This is a genomic window from Tenacibaculum sp. 47A_GOM-205m (assembly GCF_000518405.1).
GTDB classification, from domain to species: domain Bacteria; phylum Bacteroidota; class Bacteroidia; order Flavobacteriales; family Flavobacteriaceae; genus Polaribacter; species Polaribacter lutimaris.
Genome location: NZ_JADN01000004.1, coordinates 272,373 through 288,607, shown reverse-complemented (window position 1 = coordinate 288,607; position 16,235 = coordinate 272,373). Strand labels below are relative to the sequence as shown.

General features: G+C 31.4%; 16 protein-coding genes. 5 read left to right on the top strand and 11 right to left on the bottom strand.

What is annotated here, in order from left to right:
* Positions 1-47: 47 nt before the first annotated feature.
* A complete protein-coding gene (locus N534_RS0104935) occupies positions 48-2,171 on the bottom strand; it encodes a Tex family protein (RefSeq protein WP_028891421.1) in 2,124 nt (707 codons plus the stop codon).
* Positions 2,172-2,263: 92 nt separating this feature from the next.
* On the opposite strand from N534_RS0104935, the gene N534_RS0104930 reads away from it, so the two are divergent.
* Positions 2,264-2,884, top strand: a complete 621-nt coding sequence (locus N534_RS0104930) for a 2OG-Fe(II) oxygenase (RefSeq protein WP_028891420.1) — start codon at positions 2,264-2,266, stop codon at positions 2,882-2,884.
* A gap of 51 nt (positions 2,885-2,935) precedes the next feature.
* Here N534_RS0104930 and metG read toward each other — a convergent pair whose 3' ends face one another.
* Entirely contained in the window at positions 2,936-4,990 is a 2,055-nt protein-coding gene (gene metG, locus N534_RS0104925) for a methionine--tRNA ligase (protein WP_028891419.1), read from the bottom strand.
* Positions 4,991-5,104: 114 nt separating this feature from the next.
* On the opposite strand from metG, the gene N534_RS0104920 reads away from it, so the two are divergent.
* Entirely contained in the window at positions 5,105-6,088 is a 984-nt protein-coding gene (locus N534_RS0104920; RefSeq protein ID WP_028891418.1) for an LD-carboxypeptidase, read from the top strand.
* A 1-nt stretch (position 6,089) separates the two neighbouring features.
* Here N534_RS0104920 and N534_RS0104915 read toward each other — a convergent pair whose 3' ends face one another.
* A complete protein-coding gene (locus N534_RS0104915) occupies positions 6,090-6,296 on the bottom strand; it encodes a DUF2892 domain-containing protein (protein ID WP_028891417.1) in 207 nt (68 codons plus the stop codon).
* A gap of 39 nt (positions 6,297-6,335) precedes the next feature.
* Between N534_RS0104915 and N534_RS0104910 the strand changes: the two genes are divergently transcribed.
* Positions 6,336-6,695: a YraN family protein gene (locus N534_RS0104910; RefSeq protein ID WP_028891416.1), complete on the top strand. Its 360-nt coding sequence runs from the start codon at positions 6,336-6,338 to the stop codon at positions 6,693-6,695.
* A 57-nt stretch (positions 6,696-6,752) separates the two neighbouring features.
* Here N534_RS0104910 and N534_RS0104905 read toward each other — a convergent pair whose 3' ends face one another.
* Positions 6,753-8,138: a TlpA disulfide reductase family protein gene (locus tag N534_RS0104905; RefSeq protein WP_038005531.1), complete on the bottom strand. Its 1,386-nt coding sequence runs from the start codon at positions 8,136-8,138 to the stop codon at positions 6,753-6,755.
* Positions 8,139-8,264: 126 nt separating this feature from the next.
* Between N534_RS0104905 and N534_RS0104900 the strand changes: the two genes are divergently transcribed.
* The gene (locus N534_RS0104900) at positions 8,265-9,059 is read left to right on the top strand and encodes an SDR family oxidoreductase (RefSeq protein ID WP_028891414.1); all 795 of its coding nucleotides are present in this window, start codon (positions 8,265-8,267) and stop codon (positions 9,057-9,059) included.
* On the opposite strand, the gene N534_RS0104895 is transcribed toward N534_RS0104900, so the two are convergent.
* Positions 9,056-9,412 carry a hypothetical protein gene (locus N534_RS0104895; protein ID WP_028891413.1) on the bottom strand — a complete coding sequence of 119 codons (357 nt, stop codon included), beginning with the start codon at positions 9,410-9,412 and terminating at the stop codon, positions 9,056-9,058. The genes N534_RS0104900 and N534_RS0104895 overlap by 4 nt on opposite strands.
* A 73-nt stretch (positions 9,413-9,485) precedes the next feature.
* Here N534_RS0104895 and N534_RS0104890 point away from each other — a divergent pair, with 73 nt between their 5' ends.
* A complete protein-coding gene (locus N534_RS0104890) occupies positions 9,486-10,016 on the top strand; it encodes a CvpA family protein (RefSeq protein ID WP_028891412.1) in 531 nt (176 codons plus the stop codon).
* 39 nt (positions 10,017-10,055) lie between these two features.
* Here N534_RS0104890 and N534_RS0104885 read toward each other — a convergent pair whose 3' ends face one another.
* The 6 genes from N534_RS0104885 to N534_RS0104860 form a co-directional block, all read right to left on the bottom strand.
* Positions 10,056-10,682 (bottom strand): carbonic anhydrase, encoded by a 627-nt coding sequence (locus N534_RS0104885; protein ID WP_028891411.1) that lies wholly within the window; start codon positions 10,680-10,682, stop codon positions 10,056-10,058.
* Positions 10,683-10,822: 140 nt separating this feature from the next.
* Positions 10,823-11,452, bottom strand: coding sequence for a carbonic anhydrase family protein (locus N534_RS0104880; protein WP_028891410.1), 630 nt, complete (start codon positions 11,450-11,452; stop codon positions 10,823-10,825).
* Positions 11,453-11,546: 94 nt separating this feature from the next.
* Positions 11,547-13,127 carry a SulP family inorganic anion transporter gene (locus N534_RS0104875; protein WP_028891409.1) on the bottom strand — a complete coding sequence of 527 codons (1,581 nt, stop codon included), beginning with the start codon at positions 13,125-13,127 and terminating at the stop codon, positions 11,547-11,549.
* 185 nt (positions 13,128-13,312) lie between these two features.
* Entirely contained in the window at positions 13,313-13,612 is a 300-nt protein-coding gene (locus N534_RS0104870; RefSeq protein ID WP_028891408.1) for a hypothetical protein, read from the bottom strand.
* A 58-nt stretch (positions 13,613-13,670) separates the two neighbouring features.
* Positions 13,671-14,423, bottom strand: a complete 753-nt coding sequence (locus N534_RS0104865; protein WP_028891407.1) for a tetratricopeptide repeat protein — start codon at positions 14,421-14,423, stop codon at positions 13,671-13,673.
* A complete protein-coding gene (locus tag N534_RS0104860) occupies positions 14,423-16,186 on the bottom strand; it encodes a BatD family protein (RefSeq protein WP_028891406.1) in 1,764 nt (587 codons plus the stop codon). Before N534_RS0104860 ends, N534_RS0104865 begins: the two co-directional genes overlap by 1 nt.
* Between the last annotated feature and the right edge of the window lie 49 nt (positions 16,187-16,235).

Here is a 16,235-nt window from a genome sequence, read left to right as displayed (position 1 = left end):
GAAGCAAGAAAAAGAAAAAAGAGCGGTTTTTAACCGCTCTTTTTATATTATAAACTCATACTTAGCTGGATACGTTTTCTTGAGGTATCCACTTCTAATACTTTTACCTGAACATGTTGGTGTAAACTTACATGCTCATTAACATCTTTAACAAAAGTATTAGCTAGATTAGACACATGAACTAAACCACTTTCTTTAATTCCAATATCAACAAAACAACCAAAATTGGTAATGTTGTTTACAATGCCTGGAAGTATCATACCTTCTTTTACATCATCAATCGTTTTAATATGTTCGTTAAAGCTAAAAGCTTTGGCTTTTTCACGAGGATCTAACCCTGGCTTTTCCAATTCTTTTACAATATCCTGTAGTGTAGGTAGTCCGTAAGAATCAGTTACGTATTGTTGTAATTTAATTTGTTTCAAAGCAGATGAGTTTCCAATTAAATCATCTACTTTTTTACCAGCATCTTTTGCTATTTGTTTTACTAATGCATAGCGTTCAGGGTGTACTGCTGAATCATCTAACGGATTGTCACTATTTTTTACTCTAAGAAACCCAGCTGATTGTTCAAAAGCTTTTCCACCCAAACGAGGCACTTTTTTAATAGCAGTTCTGTTAGTAAAAGCACCATATTCATTTCGGTAATTTACGATGTTTTCTGCTAGCTTAGGACCAATACCTGAAACATAACTCAATAAAGAAGCACTAGCTGTATTAACATTTACACCAACTTTGTTTACACAGTGTTCAACTACGGTATCTAATGATTTTTTTAGTTGTGTTTGATCTACATCGTGTTGATATTGCCCAACACCGATTGATTTAGCTTCAATTTTAACCAATTCAGCTAAAGGATCAGCTAATCGACGTCCGATTGAAACTGCACCACGAACTGTTACATCATAATTAGGAAATTCATCTCGTGCAATTTTTGAAGCAGAATAAATAGATGCTCCTGCTTCACTTACTACAAATACTTCTACCGAGTTTTTAAAATACACACGTTTCACTAATTGCTCTGTTTCTCTAGAAGCAGTTCCGTTACCAATCGCAATAGCTTCAATTTTATATGCATCAGCCAATGAGCTAAGTTTGTTCATTGCTTCTTTTGATTGATGCTGAGGTGCATGTGGGAAAATAGTTTCATTATGTAGTAAATCTCCTTGAGCATTTAAGCAAACTATTTTACATCCTGTTCTAAATCCAGGGTCGATAGCTAAAATTCGTTTCTCACCCAAAGGTGACCCTAATAGTAATTGTTGTAGGTTTTTTGCAAACACTTTAATAGCACTTTCATCTGCTTTTTCTTTGGCTATAGACAAAGCTTCATTTGACAATGCAGGAAAAAGTAAACGTTTATAGGCATCAGCAATTGCCAATTCAATTTGCTCAGCACATTCGTTGTGTGAGCGAATAATTCTGTCTTCTATTTTTTGAAGAGCTCGTTCGTCATCAATACTAATCTTAACACGGATAAAGCCTTCTTTTTCTGCACGTAAAATAGCTAATAATCGATGAGAGGGAATACGACTTAGGTTTTCTTCCCAATCAAAGTAATCTTTAAATTTTTGTGCTGCTTCGTCTTCTTTTTTAGTTTTAACAACTTTAGTGGTAATCGTAGCAAAACGTTCTAATTGATAACGAATATTATTTCGAACATCAGTTCGCTCATTAATCCATTCCGCAATAATATGACGAGCACCTTCTAAAGCATCATCAACATGTTCTACTTCGTTTGAAAGGTATTTTGAAGCGGTAAATTCTAAATCGTTTACTCGCTGGCTCATAATCATTTTTGCCAACGGTTCTAATCCGTTTTTACGAGCCGTTTCCGCTTTGGTTTTACGTTTCTTTTTATAGGGAAGATAGATGTCTTCTAAAGTGGTTAAATCTTCAGTTTTTTCAATTTTAACTTTTAACTCATCGGTCAAGGCATCTTGTTCTTCAATGGCTTTTAAAATTGCTGCTTTTCGTTTTTCTAAGGCTTCAAATTGTTCTTTGAATTGTACAATTTGACCGATTTCAACTTCATCTAAATTCCCCGTTTTTTCTTTTCGATAACGAGCAATAAAAGGAATGGTGCAATCTTCATTTAATAGTTCAATAGTACTTTGAATAGCAGTTGAAGAAAGGTTGGTGTGAGAACCTATAAAGGATAGTAAATTCATAAAATAAAACAAATATAAATTTTTATTCGGGGGTATACAATCTATATGTTTTTAGACTATCTTTCGCGGTTACTCTAATTGTAAATTTATTAATGCAAACAACTGTAAATGAATTGCATAAGCAACAGTATGAACGATTGATTACTGGCTTAATTTCCAACGAGTTTGGAGTTTGTGATGATTTTTTTTCTGCGGATATGATAGCAGAACTTCGGAATAATTTAATGCAACATTATGAAGAAGGAACCATGTATAGAGCGGGTATTGGAAAAGACTCCGATTATACAAAAGACAAAGAGATAAGACGAGATGTTATTTGTTGGATAAACGAAAAAACGGAAGATAATTTAGAAAAAAGTTTTCTTCAAAAAATGAATGAATTTTCTGATTATCTAAACAAAACGTGTTATACGAGTATCAATGCTTTTGAGTTTCATTATGCGTATTATGATATTGGTAGTTTTTACAAACGTCATATAGACCAATTCCAAACCGATAATGGAAGATTATTTTCATTCGTCATATATTTAAATGACGAGTGGAATACTGATGACGGAGGAGAGTTAGTACTGTATACTAAAGAAAAGACAGAAACTATTTTACCAATTGGAGGAAGAGTTGCTTTTTTTAAGAGTGATGTAACCGAGCATGAGGTAAAAGTAGCGTTGACAAGACCTCGCTTAAGTATTGTAGGTTGGTTAAAGAATGTGTAAACTAAAAAACCTCGCAAATTGCGAGGTTTTTTTATTTTATGAATATATTATCTAAGAAATAAACTCTCCGTTATTCACCTTTTCAGAAGGCTGTACAAAGGCTAATTTACCATCAGGAGTATCAGTCATTAAAATCATTCCCTGACTTTCTACACCACGAATTTTTCTTGGTGCTAAGTTACATAAAACAGTTACTTGTTGTCCGACGATATCTTCCGGTTTAAAGCTTTCAGCAATACCAGAAACTATGGTACGAACATCAATACCTACATCAACTTTTAGCTTTAATAATTTTTTAGCTTTCGCTACTTTTTCTGCTTCTAAAATGGTTCCAACGCGCATGTCCATTTTAGTAAAATCATCAAACTCAATAGTGTCTTTTTGAGGTTCTGCTACTTTGTTTGCAGCTTCATTGGCTTTTTTAGTAGCTTCTAATTTATCTAATTGTGCTTGGATAGTAGCGTCTTCAATTTTAGAAAACAATAATTCAGCTTTATTTACTTGATGGTTTTCTGCTAATAAAACGTCTTTTTCAGCGATGTCATTCCAAGTAAGATTGTCATCGATATTTAAAATTGATTTTAACTTTGTTGAGGTGAAAGGTAAAAACGGTTCTGATAATACTGCTAAACCAGCAGCAATTTGTAAGGCTACATACATAATCGTTTTTGTACGTTCTTCATCTTCTTTAATAACTTTCCAAGGCTCCTCATCTGCTAAATACTTATTACCCAAACGTGCTAAATTCATCATTTCTTGAGAGGCTTCTCTAAAACGATAACGCTCGATTGATTTTGCAATAATATCTGGGAATTGTTTTAGTTGTTCTAAAGTTTCTTCATCAACTTCACTAAAATCATTTGGTGTAGGAACAACACCGTTATAGTATTTGTTTGTTAATACTACAACACGATTGATAAAGTTTCCAAAAATAGCTACTAATTCATTATTATTTTTTGCTTGAAAATCTTTCCAAGTAAAATCGTTGTCTTTATTTTCAGGTGCATTGGCTGTTAAGGTATAACGCAATACATCCTGTTGATTTGGAAAATCTTCTAAATATTCATGCAACCAAACTGCCCAGTTTTTAGACGTGGATAATTTATTTCCTTCTAAATTTAAAAACTCGTTTGCTGGTACATTATCTGGTAAAATAAAATCGCCATGCGCTTTTAACATTGCTGGGAAAATGATACAGTGAAACACAATATTATCTTTACCAATAAAGTGTACTAATTTAGTGTCGTCTTTTTTCCAATAATCTTCCCAGTTTTTACCTTCTCGTTCTGCCCATTCTTTAGTAGAAGAGATATATCCGATAGGTGCATCAAACCATACATATAACACTTTTCCGTCAGCGCCTTCAACAGGAACAGGAATTCCCCAATCTAAATCACGGGTTACGGCACGAGGGCGCAATCCATCATCAATCCAAGATTTGCATTGCCCTAATACATTAGGTTTCCAATCATTTTTATGTCCTTCTAAAATCCATTCGCGTAAAAAAGCTTCGTGCTTGTCTAATGGTAAAAACCAGTGTTTGGTTTCTTTTAAGGTAGGTACATTTCCTGTAATTGCCGATTTAGGATTAATTAAATCAGTAGCATTATGGCTTGTTCCACATTTTTCGCACTGATCACCATAACTTTCTTCATTTCCACATTTTGGACAAGTACCAATAACAAAACGATCTGCTAAAAATTGATTTGCTTCTTCATCATATAGTTGTTGGGTAACTTCTTCAATAAATTCACCATCATTGTATAATTTGGTAAAGAAATCAGAAGCAGTTTTGTGATGAATTTCTGCAGAGGTACGCGAATAATTATCAAAAGAAATTCCGAAATCTTCAAACGATTTTTTGATAATTCCGTTGTATTTATCAATAATAGCTTGCGGAGTAACACCTTCTTTTTTAGCACGCATTGGTATGGCAACTCCGTGTTCATCTGAACCACAAATATAGGCTACGTCTTTACCTCTTTGACGTAAATAACGAGCATAAATATCTCCAGGAACATAAACCCCTGCTAAGTGACCGATGTGAATTGGACCATTTGTATAAGGCAATGCAGCTGTAATTGTATATCTTTTTGGTGTACTCATGTTTTTCGACTAAAATTAAAGCGCAAAAGTACGAAAAAGCAATTTTTTATACTGTTATAAATTAGGTACATTTGATGGATTTTAAACTTTTAGAATCGAGAAAGAGACTTGTTTATGGAAAAAAGAATTTTTACTTTATTTTTTTTATTGATAATTACATCGGTTTATGCGCAAAATAAAACTATGAAATTAATAACACCACCTTATTTACATAAAGGAGATACAATAGCCATTGTGGCTCCTGCAGGAATTTTAAAGAACAGAAAACATGTAATTGATAAAGCAAAAGAACTTGCTGAAAGCTGGGGATTAAAAGTGGTTTATGGTAAACACTTATTCAATCAGAACGATCATTTTGCTGGAACAGATGAAGAACGTTGTCAAGACTTTCAAGATGCATTAGATAATTCGAATATTAAAGCAATTTGGAGTGCTCGTGGGGGCTATGGTTCGGTTAGAATTTTAGATAAATTAGATTTTACGAAGTTTAAACAGCATCCTAAATGGATAGTCGGTTATTCTGATATTACAGCATTTCATAATCATATTCATAATTTAGGTATTGAAACATTGCATGCTATGATGGGTACAAGCATGGAAGAAAAACCAGAAGAGCTTGTACAAACCATTGCTACTTTTAAAAAAGCTTTGTTTGGTGGGGAGCTACGATATTCAATTCCTTCTTCAAACAAGAATAGAGTAGGGAATGTTTCGGGAGAATTGGTAGGAGGTAACATTGCTATTTTAGCTTCAATGTTGGGATCGGATAGTCAAATATCTACGGATGGTAAAATTTTATTTATTGAAGAAATAGGGGAATACAAATATTCGATTGACCGAATGTTACAGAGTTTAAAGCGCGCAGGTTACTTTACAAAAGTTAAAGGCATTATTGTAGGTGATATGACTAAGATAAAAAGAAACACAACTCCATGGGGAAGTTCAATAGAACAGTTGATTTTAGAGGTTGTTCCAAAAAATATTCCTGTTCTTTTTAACTTTCCAGCAGGACATGAGCCAGATAACAGAGCTTTGATTTTAGGAAGAGAAGTTTCTTTAAATGTTCAAAAAGAAACTTCCACAGTACTATTTAAGTAATTTAATTTTTGTCTTTTCGAGTATTTATACCAAATAAACGATATAATGGACAAAAATTAATAAAACTAGTAATTAGCAAAATAATAGCTAGTATGAGTAAGGCATTACCTAAAATTCCTGAGATAATCTCAAAGTAAGAAAGTGCCGCAATAATTAAAGCAATTAGAGTTCTAATAGCTTTGTCGGTGTTTCCCATATTTTTTTTCATGGTAAATTGTTTTAAGGTTATTCAAATATAAGTTTTTATATGGCACAACACAATGAGCTTGGTAAGAAAGGAGAGCAATTAGCAGTAGATTATCTATTAAAAAACGGATATGAAATTGTTGAAAAAAATTATCGTTTTCAAAAAGCGGAAGTAGATATTATAGCTAAAAAAAGTGACTTGTTAATAGCTGTTGAAGTAAAGACAAGGTCGTCTATAGATTTTGGAAATCCTCAGGATTTTGTGAATTCGAAGAAAATAAAATTACTAGTAAGTGCTATTGATAATTATGTAAATGAACGAGATTTAGATGTTGAAGTACAATTTGATATTATAGCTGTTTTAAAAGAAAAAGGAGTGTTTAAAATAGCGCATATTAAAGATGCGTTTCTATATTTTTAAACCATAAAAAAGCTCGACAAAATTTGTTGAGCTTTTTTTATGGTTTAATTGAGGGGATTAATTGCTTTTCCCTCCATTAAAATATTTTTCTACATCTTCAACATGATCAGGCATTGCAATAATTTTTTTGCTCTTGTCTAATATGAAATAAGAAGGTGTACCTAGTAAGTTATATTTCTTTACTGTTTCATTATCAAATTTGTACTCAGGATGAGTTCCTACTGCATTATGCCATTCTGGTAAATCTTTAACAAACTCTGTCCATTCGGTAGCGTCGTTTTCTATACCAAAAGAAATTACAGAAATTTCTTTATGAGTTTGCATGAACTTATATAACTCCGGTATTTCTTTTATACAGTGAGGGCAACCGGTACTCCAGAATACTAACAAGTACTTGTCACCATCGTTTAAGGTAGATAATTTTAATTCTTGTCCGTTTTCTTTCCAAGAAAAATCAGGAGCAATTCTATCTATAGTTGCAAGTAAAATATCTAACTTTTCTTTTTTAAATTCAGCATCTTGGTCTTTACTAGGTAATTTGTCAAAATATTCTTCGAACATCCAATCTACAGCAGGGCCATTTCGTTTATCAGTAAGTGCACTTATTAAGTAGTAAGTAACAGCCTTTTCTAATTTGTCAGAAGAAATTTTCTTCATAACATTTTTGATAGATTCTTTAATTAATTCTTGTTGTACTTCTTTATCTTCAGAATAATTTAAATAAAATACATAATCACTGATTTTATCAATTAAGAATGAAGAGTTGAATAAGTCTTCACTTTTAAAATCAATATATTCAAAAAAGTTTTCACTAGTAGCAGATAAATAATCTTTTAGGTTTTCGTGAGGATTGTATGAGTTGTATCGACGAGATGCTTTTATAAAGCTATTTACTAACATTCCTTCAGATTTATTCTCATACGTTTTTTGTACGTCTTCAAGCTCTTTTACTTCTTTCTTGTAGGCTTTTTTTGCATCTTTATCTTCAGTTTCTATGTAAGAAGCTTGAAAAGAATCTATCTTTTTTTGCACTGCATTGTATGCTTGTAGGTATTCACTATACAATTTATTTTCTCTAGAACTTGTGAATACTACAGCTGATTGATCAGAAAATTTAGGATTAAAAACAAATTCAACATTTTCTTTATTAAAGAAAAAATCAACAAAACCAGCACCTGTATTTCTATAGGTAGCCCTGTAAGCACCAGTAGGAGCTGTTCCAGGAAGTTCAAAGTTAAATTTACCTAATACTTGCTTTTCTCCACTAATAATTACAGTATCTAGTTGAATAGTAGTGTTTGCAACAAAGTTTTGTTTAGCACCTTCTATCTTATATAAAATTACCCAATCACCTTTATCTGGAGGGGTCATAGTGCCTTTGATAGTATATTGAGCATTAACTAGTGATGTTGTAAATATTAATAGAGCGAGTAGTTTTTTCATCATAATATTTTAAAGGGTTGCTAATAAGGTTTTAAAACTAGGTATTTACAAACTTCTATCCAAGAAGTATACCACATTTATTTTTTCTTATGTATTTTAGAAATGTTTTTTTAATTGTTTGATAACATGAAATTTAAAGATCAAGTATTTTGGATTACTGGTGCTTCATCAGGTATAGGGAAATCTTTAACGATTGAATTAGCTAATCTAGGAGCAAAGTTAATTATCTCTTCGAGAAATGAAAGTGTTTTGTATAAAGTTAAGGAACAATGTGAATTTCCTGAAAATATAGCAGTTCTTGCTCTAGATTTAGAAGCTTATGATGATTTAGTTACTAAAGTAGATGAAGCTATTTCAGTTTTTGGTAGAATTGACGTTTTAGTAAACAACGGAGGTATAAGTCAACGCTCATTGGTAAAAGATACTTCTATAGCAGTTGATAAACGACTAATGGATATTAATTATTTAGGAACAGTTGCTTTAACAAAGGCTTTGTTACCTCATTTTATTGGAAATAAATCAGGACATTTTGTGGTAACTACTAGCATAGTAGGAAAAATTGGAACTCCGTTACGTTCTACCTATGCTGCCACTAAACATGCTTTACATGGTTTTTTTGATAGTTTGCGAGCAGAACATCATAATGATAATATTACTGTTACTTTAATTTGTCCAGGTTTTGTAACAACGAATGTTTCTAAAAATGCATTAACTGGCGACGGAAGTCCACAAAATACGATGGATACAGCCACAGCAAATGGTATTCATCCTGATGAGTTTGCTAAACAGATGCTTAAAGCTATTCGAAAGAAACGAGAGGAGGTATGTATTGCCGGAGTTAAAGAAAAATTAGGAGTTTATACCAAACGTTTCTTTCCGAAGTTATTATCAAAAATGATTCGAAAATTAAGTGTTACTTAATTAAAAAAGTCAATTATTTCAAAATAATTAATAATAGCTTCTTTCATTAAAACCGACTGTTCTCCAGGTTTTAACGTTGGAAGTTCAGTTAAGGTTTTATAGTGAGGCCAACCATCATTGTCAAAAAAATCGAATTCATAGTATCCGTAAGGTTCTAACAACTTACAAATTGCAATGTGCATCAGATTAACTTTTTCATCTTTTTTAAACTTTCTATGACCTTGTCCGAGTTCTTGAACACCAATTAAATAAATAATCCCATCTATATTTAATTCATCTCCATCAGCGAATTGTTGTGATAATTGAGTTACCACGAAGTCCCATTTTTCTTTTAAGTTGGTTTCTTTAGTCATTTGTGTTTTTTAGAAAAAAGCAAAGATACAAATGAGTTGTGTATATTTGAGCATGTAATTTGTTTTCACACTTATGAATACTTTTGATATTATTATCACAGCTTTGTTACTCTTCGGTTTTGTAAGAGGTATAATGAAAGGATTATTTGTTGAAATAGCTTCGTTGGTAGCCTTAGTTGCTGGAGTATATGGAGCGATTCACTTTTCGTATTTTATTGGAGATTGGTTGAAAAATAGTGTTACTTGGGACGAAAAGTACATTTCTTTAGCAGCATTTGCAGGAACTTTTGTAGTGATAATTATTGTAATAGCTCTACTAGGGAAAATATTAACGAAAATAGCTGATTTTGCTTCCCTTGGAATTTTAAATAAAATACTTGGAGGTGTTTTTGGAGCTTTAAAAATAGGATTGATTTTAAGTGTGGTTTTTATTTTCTTCGGAAAGATGAATGATACTATTCCGTTTGTAAAGCAAGAAAGTTTAGAAGAGTCTATATTATATAAACCAGTAAAAAAAATAGCACCAACCATTTTTCCTTCAATCATTAAGGATGATGAAAATGAAGAAGAAAAGAATACTTTAGAATTAGATCTCAGTATATAAAAACAAAAACGGATGAAAAGTTTCATCCGTTTTTGTTTTTTAGTCTAAATGGTAAATCTCCATAATATCTGCTAATATGTGTTCAAAATCGATTTTTAAATCGATGAGGTTACCTGTTTTAATATCAAAAACCCAACCATGTACTTTTAAACCTCTATCTCTGTAAGCTTTTTGTACAGCAGCAGTTTTAATAAGGTTAACGCATTGTTCTTGTACGTTTAAATCAACTAAACGGTCATAACGTTCATTATCATCTTCAATTTTATTCAACTCATCTTTATGTAAACGATACACATCTCTGATATAACGCAACCATGGATTTAATAACCCTAAATCGGCAGATTGCATTGCAGCTTTTACACCACCACAAGAATAATGACCGCAAACGACAATATGGTTTACTTTTAAATGTTCTACAGCATATTCAATTACTGAAGCAGAGTTCAAATCAATTGCAGGAACCATATTGGCAATATTTCTATGTACGAAAACATCACCAGGGTCTAGTCCCATTAAGTCTTCAGCAGAAACTCTACTATCGGAACAACCTATATATAATAATTCTGGGTTTTGCCCTTCGTTTAATTTTTTAAAGTAGTCTTTATCGGAAGAAAGTTTGTTTTTTACCCACTCTTTATTGTTGTCAAAAATTTTAGATAGATTCATAGTTGTAAGTATTGTTTATTAGAAGAGTTTTTATCGTTTCTAATTAACGAGAAAAAAATAATTTCCGAAGTTAATAAAAAAAGAGAATCTAAATTTAATTTTAGATTCTCTTTGTGGTGTAAAATCAAGAGGGGTGATTTTTATTCGAAAAAAGTAACAGCACCGTCTTCAATGTTATACATAGCTCCAACGATCATAATCTCACCGTTTTTATGCATATCTGCTAGCACTTCACTTTCGTTTAAAATTCTGTCAATAGTTAATTGTACGTTCTTTTCTGCAACGTTATTTACAAACTCGATGTTAGAAGAGTTTCTCAAACTTTCATCTTTAGGCTCAGTTACAGCTTCAACAGCTGGCTTAATCTTAGCTAACATAGAGGTTAAGTTACCTAACTCAGCATTATCACAAGCTCCTTTAACGGCGCCACAACTTGTGTGTCCTAATACTACGATTAATTTAGTACCAGCTAACTTACAAGCAAACTCCATACTACCTAAAATATCTTCGTTAACAAAGTTACCTGCAATTCTTGCGCTAAAAATATCTCCTAAACCTTGGTCGAAAACTAATTCAGCAGAAACTCTAGAATCGATACAACTTAAAATAGTAGCAAAAGGAAATTGACCTTCTCTGGTATCGTTAACTTGCTCTAATAAGTTACGGTTTGCTTTTAAGTTATTTTGAAATCTTAAATTTCCTTCTTTTAAATATTGTAATGACTTTTCAGGAGTCATAGTAGCTTGAGTTTCTTTAGTATGTGCTTTCATGATTTATATTTTTTATAAAATTATTTATGTCTTTTTAATGAATACTAATTATACTTTATGTGAGGTATTCTTAGTATAGTATTTTTTAAATGTATTATGCTACTTTCGGTCTTAATTTGAAGAACTGAATAAAGCTATCTGGATTTTCAACCTCACCACGTTCAGAAATAAGTTTAATATTAATATTTCTTTCTTTGGCTTTAACGGCGAAATCTTCTAATATTTCAACAATATCATTGTCTAAATATCTTGTCTTGCGTACATCTAGCTCTAAATACGTATCTCTTGGTAAACTATCTAATTCTTTTAAGATAGCGCCTTTGTTAAAGAAAGTTACTTCCTCAGCAAGTGTCATTTTTATTTTGTGTGCACCATTACTCTTGTCTTCAATGTGTAAGAAGTGTGAGTTTTGGTAGCTCTTAATTAAAATAACAATAACTCCTACTGCTAAACCTAATGAGATACCAGTTAATAAATCGGTAAAAACTATACCTAAAACTGTTATAATAAATGGTACAAATTGCTTCCATCCTAAAGCATACATTTGCTTAAATAAGCTTGGTTTTGCTAATTTGTAACCTACTACAAGTAAAATAGCTGCTAAAACTGATAAAGGTATTTTATTTAATAAAGTTGGAATTAAGATTACCGATATTAATAATAATAAACCGTGAATAATAGCAGACATTTTAGATTTACCTCCAGATTGGATGTTTGCTGAACTTCTTACAATTACTTGCGTAATAGGTAAACCACCGATTAAACCAGATAAAATGTTTCCTGTTCCTTGAGCAACTAATTCTCTATTGGTTGGGGTTACATTTTTTTCAGGGTCTAATTTATCAGTAGCTTCAACACAAAGTAAAGTTTCTAAACTAGCTACTAAAGCAATAGTAAACGCAGTTACCCAAACTTCATAATTGGTAATAGCGCTAAAATTAGGGAAAGTAAATTGAGCTAAGAATGAATCTACACTTTCAGGAATTGGTACGCTTACTAAGTGAGAAGCTTGAATTGCTAATGTTCCGTCTCCTTGAGTAAGAGTAAAGAAAATAATACCACTAACAACAGCAACTAATGGACCTTGGATTATATGAAATATTTTACCTTTTTTACTTAAAACTTTATCCCAAAGGATTAAAATAGCTAATCCGATAAAACCAATAACCATTGACCCTATTGTAATATTATCTACAATATTAAAGATTGCAGAAAATGTATTTTCACCAGATGATTCAATAAAACTATCCGCTCCTTCTGGTTCAGCATCATATCCGAAGAAGTGAGGAATTTGTTTTAAAATAATGATAACTCCAATACCAGTAAGCATTCCTTTAATTACAGATGAAGGGAAATAATATCCGATTACACCAGCTTTAAGAATTCCAAAAAGAATTTGAATAATACCTCCTAAAACTACAGCTACTAAAAAGTTTTCATAACCTCCTAAAGAAGCAATAGCTGTTAATACAATAGCTGCTAAACCAGCAGCAGGTCCACTAACTCCAATTTTAGAACCACTAATGGCTCCAACTACAACACCTCCAACAATTCCTGCAATTACTCCTGAAAAAAGAGGGGCTCCACTAGCTAAGGCAATACCTAAACATAAAGGTAAGGCAACAAAGAATACGACGATACTTGCAGGCAAGTCGCTTTTAATAGTTTTAAACATAATATATGTGTATATTTTGATACTCCAAATGAAAATTTAGAGTGTATTTTTAAAATTATAAATGAATTATTTTACTTATTTAAGTTTTGGGTACGAAAACTTATTAAATCTTCGTCCAAACAACGATATTTTTAGATACTAAATGTCACACGGAGTTTTATTCCATGAAATAATTAGTCAAAAAATTAAGCAGTAAAAAACTCGGGAGGTGGAGTTAGAATTTTAGGGTACTGAGAAACATAGTTTTTAGATTCAAAACGTACGTTTTTCTTTTTTTGAATAGTTCTGTATAAAAAAGAAGTGTAATCACCGTTAGGATGAGCCTTTAATTCTGCAACCTTAACATGTTTTGTGTTTTCTTCTTCTTCACTTAAACTTAAGAAGATAGTAATATCTTGGTCTTTATCTACCAACGTAATTATCGAAGGAGCAACAATGATTCCTACGAATAGTACAACAAAAAATATGGCGATTTTAGACTTCAATCTATATAACTATTATAAGTTCAGCTGCAAAAGTAATTATTTTTTTAAAGCTAAAGTGTTATAATTCTTTTAAATTTTTAGATTGAGTCCAACCTATCTTCCCATCAGCTAGTTTTATTTTCTTCCAATTGTCTACCGAATCTAAAATAAAAACTTTAGTTCCTTCATGTAAACTGAAAACATCGTCTGAATCAGAAATAGGTTCATTCTTAATAGAAATTTCTTCTGTAAAAATGATAGCCTCAACCGTGTTTTTAGACTGACTGTACTGTGAATAAGTAATGGTAATTGAAATTATTAAAAGTAAAAAAGAGATGATACTTGTTGAAAAATAAAGTCTTTTCTTGTTAGGACTGTAAGCAAAATAAAAAAGTAAAAACAATATTGAAGCAATAAAAGATATTACTACAGTAACGATAGCCCAAGCGTTATAAGTAAGCTTTTGTAAATAATTTTCATTAAATTTTTGAAATACTGATTTAGGTAAGGCTTCAATTCTATCTAAAGTTAATCGTTTAGCTAAAATTAAATTGTTTTTAGCGTCTTCGTTTAAAGGGTTTAGTTGTAATGCTTTTTCGTAATTATAAATTGTAGGAGCTACTTTGTTAAGTTTATAATAACAGTTTCCTAAGTTGTAATATAGTTCAGAAGAAGCAATGTTTTGACTTTCAATTTGCTTATATAATTTAATTGCCTCATCATAATTACCTTCTTTATACAAAGAATTTGCATTTGAAAATAAATCGTTGGTGTTTTGTGCTAACGTACTAAATGACACCAATAAGAATAATAATATAGCTAGCTTTTTCATTATAATTGTCGGTCTAATTGCGTTATTACTTGTTTTGCCTTTTCGTACTCTTCTTTCATTTGTACATTGGTAATAGGAGTGTATCTAGCAAAATCACAATCATTAAAAACATCAATAAAACTATGTATTGTTGTGCTATCAACATTCTTATTAGCTAATAATTCAGTGATTTTCTCACGACTAATATCAGAAGTTTCTACGTTTAATTTTGCTTTTAAATAATTGTGCAGAGCTCTTTCTAACGCTTCGTAAAAAGCTTCTTTATTGCCTAATTGTTTTTGAGCTTCTGATAAGTATTTTTTAGCCAGTTTATCAGCTTTTCGTAGTTTGTTTCCTATAACATCGCCATCGCGTTCTTCTTTTTTCTTATGAATAAATATTCCAAAAGGAATCGCTAAGATTGGAAGTAATAAAAGAATATAAAATATGATTGATTTAAAGAAATCTTCTCTTTGTTTAGGTTGAAAACTAGTTGATGTTTGAATATATCTAAAATCACTACCCGTAACTTTTACGTCTTGTTTAATTGCAGCATTATTATCAGAATTTGTAGTAATTTCTTTTCCTTCTAATACATCAACATATAAATCATCTGTAGTTATGGTTTGGTATACTTTTTCTTTAGGATTGAAGTAAGAAAAACTAACTTTAGGGATTTTGTATTTCCCTTTATATTCTGGAACCACTGTATAGCTATCAGTAACTGATCCTTTTAAACCATCAGAAAGAACACTAACATTTTCTTTTCTTTCAGGTTGGTAAACCTCTAGTTCTTTAGGAGTTTCAATTTTAGGAAGTTCAAATAGTTTCAAGTTTCCTTTTCCATTAACAGCAACTCTAATTTGAGATGACTCGTTTGCTTTTAAGGTGTTTTTACTAAGGGAAACATCAAAAGAAAACTCACCAACAGCACCTGCAAAATCTTCAGGTTTATTTTGAAGAGGTAATGCTTTAGCGTTAATTACTTTTTTTGCTGAAGAAAATTCTTTACGTATTTGACGTGTAATTAAGTTTCCAAAGAAGTCTGCTTTTCCAGTAGGTACAGCTACGACAATATCCATTTTCATAGGGTCTATTGTCAGTTTACCTGAAGTTGTAGGAATTAATAATGCTTTGTGTAAAACAGCGTAACGATGACGTTCTCCATTATAAGTACCTATTTTTACTGGAGTTCCATTAATTTTTATTTCTTGATTCCAAAAACCATTGTATTGCGGTGCCTCTGTAACCCCAAAATCATAAATGCTTACATTATCGCTAACATATAAACGATATTCTATATAAACTCCTTCACCAACATAGGGTTGTGATTTAGAAACTTCTGCAACTAAATGAATGTTTTGTTCGGCAATATAACTAGGGTCATTTGGGTTTTTTGGAATGTCTACAGCATCTAAAACAACAATTTTTACAGGATTAGATTTAATGGTCTTTCCTTCTATTTCAATGCTTGCAGAAGGAATGTTGAATTCTCCTTTTCGTAATGGTTGAAGAATAAAAGTATAGGATTGGTTAAAAGAAACTTTACCATTAATCCAAGATTGACTTACTGATTGACTAGGGCCACCAACTATTTTAAAATTAGTAAAATTTGGTGGAGTAAAGTTGTCGCCTCCTTGTTTGTTAATTGAAAACTCAATACGTAATCGCTGGTTAACCCCCAATTTGTTTTTACTAACCATAGCTGTTAATGCAGCGTCTTGTGCACTAATGGCAATTGTTATAAAACTAACTAATAACGTTATGTATACTTTCAACTTCATATTCATTTTTCAAAAATGCCTAAAAATAATTAAGATTTTAACAACTGAA

Excerpts from the sequence above, each read along its gene's own strand:
- N534_RS0104935 (WP_028891421.1), bottom strand. The coding sequence starts at position 2,171 with ATGAATTTACTATCCTTTATAGGTTCTCACACCAACCTTTCTTCAACT.
- N534_RS0104930 (WP_028891420.1), top strand. The coding sequence starts at position 2,264 with ATGCAAACAACTGTAAATGAATTGCATAAGCAACAGTATGAACGATTG.
- metG (WP_028891419.1), bottom strand. The coding sequence starts at position 4,990 with ATGAGTACACCAAAAAGATATACAATTACAGCTGCATTGCCTTATACA.
- N534_RS0104920 (WP_028891418.1), top strand. The coding sequence starts at position 5,105 with ATGGAAAAAAGAATTTTTACTTTATTTTTTTTATTGATAATTACATCG.
- N534_RS0104915 (WP_028891417.1), bottom strand. The coding sequence starts at position 6,296 with ATGAAAAAAAATATGGGAAACACCGACAAAGCTATTAGAACTCTAATT.
- N534_RS0104910 (WP_028891416.1), top strand. The coding sequence starts at position 6,336 with ATGGCACAACACAATGAGCTTGGTAAGAAAGGAGAGCAATTAGCAGTA.
- N534_RS0104905 (WP_038005531.1), bottom strand. The coding sequence starts at position 8,138 with ATGAAAAAACTACTCGCTCTATTAATATTTACAACATCACTAGTTAAT.
- N534_RS0104900 (WP_028891414.1), top strand. The coding sequence starts at position 8,265 with ATGAAATTTAAAGATCAAGTATTTTGGATTACTGGTGCTTCATCAGGT.
- N534_RS0104895 (WP_028891413.1), bottom strand. The coding sequence starts at position 9,412 with ATGACTAAAGAAACCAACTTAAAAGAAAAATGGGACTTCGTGGTAACT.
- N534_RS0104890 (WP_028891412.1), top strand. The coding sequence starts at position 9,486 with ATGAATACTTTTGATATTATTATCACAGCTTTGTTACTCTTCGGTTTT.
- N534_RS0104885 (WP_028891411.1), bottom strand. The coding sequence starts at position 10,682 with ATGAATCTATCTAAAATTTTTGACAACAATAAAGAGTGGGTAAAAAAC.
- N534_RS0104880 (WP_028891410.1), bottom strand. The coding sequence starts at position 11,452 with ATGAAAGCACATACTAAAGAAACTCAAGCTACTATGACTCCTGAAAAG.
- N534_RS0104875 (WP_028891409.1), bottom strand. The coding sequence starts at position 13,127 with ATGTTTAAAACTATTAAAAGCGACTTGCCTGCAAGTATCGTCGTATTC.
- N534_RS0104865 (WP_028891407.1), bottom strand. The coding sequence starts at position 14,423 with ATGAAAAAGCTAGCTATATTATTATTCTTATTGGTGTCATTTAGTACG.
- N534_RS0104860 (WP_028891406.1), bottom strand. The coding sequence starts at position 16,186 with ATGAAGTTGAAAGTATACATAACGTTATTAGTTAGTTTTATAACAATT.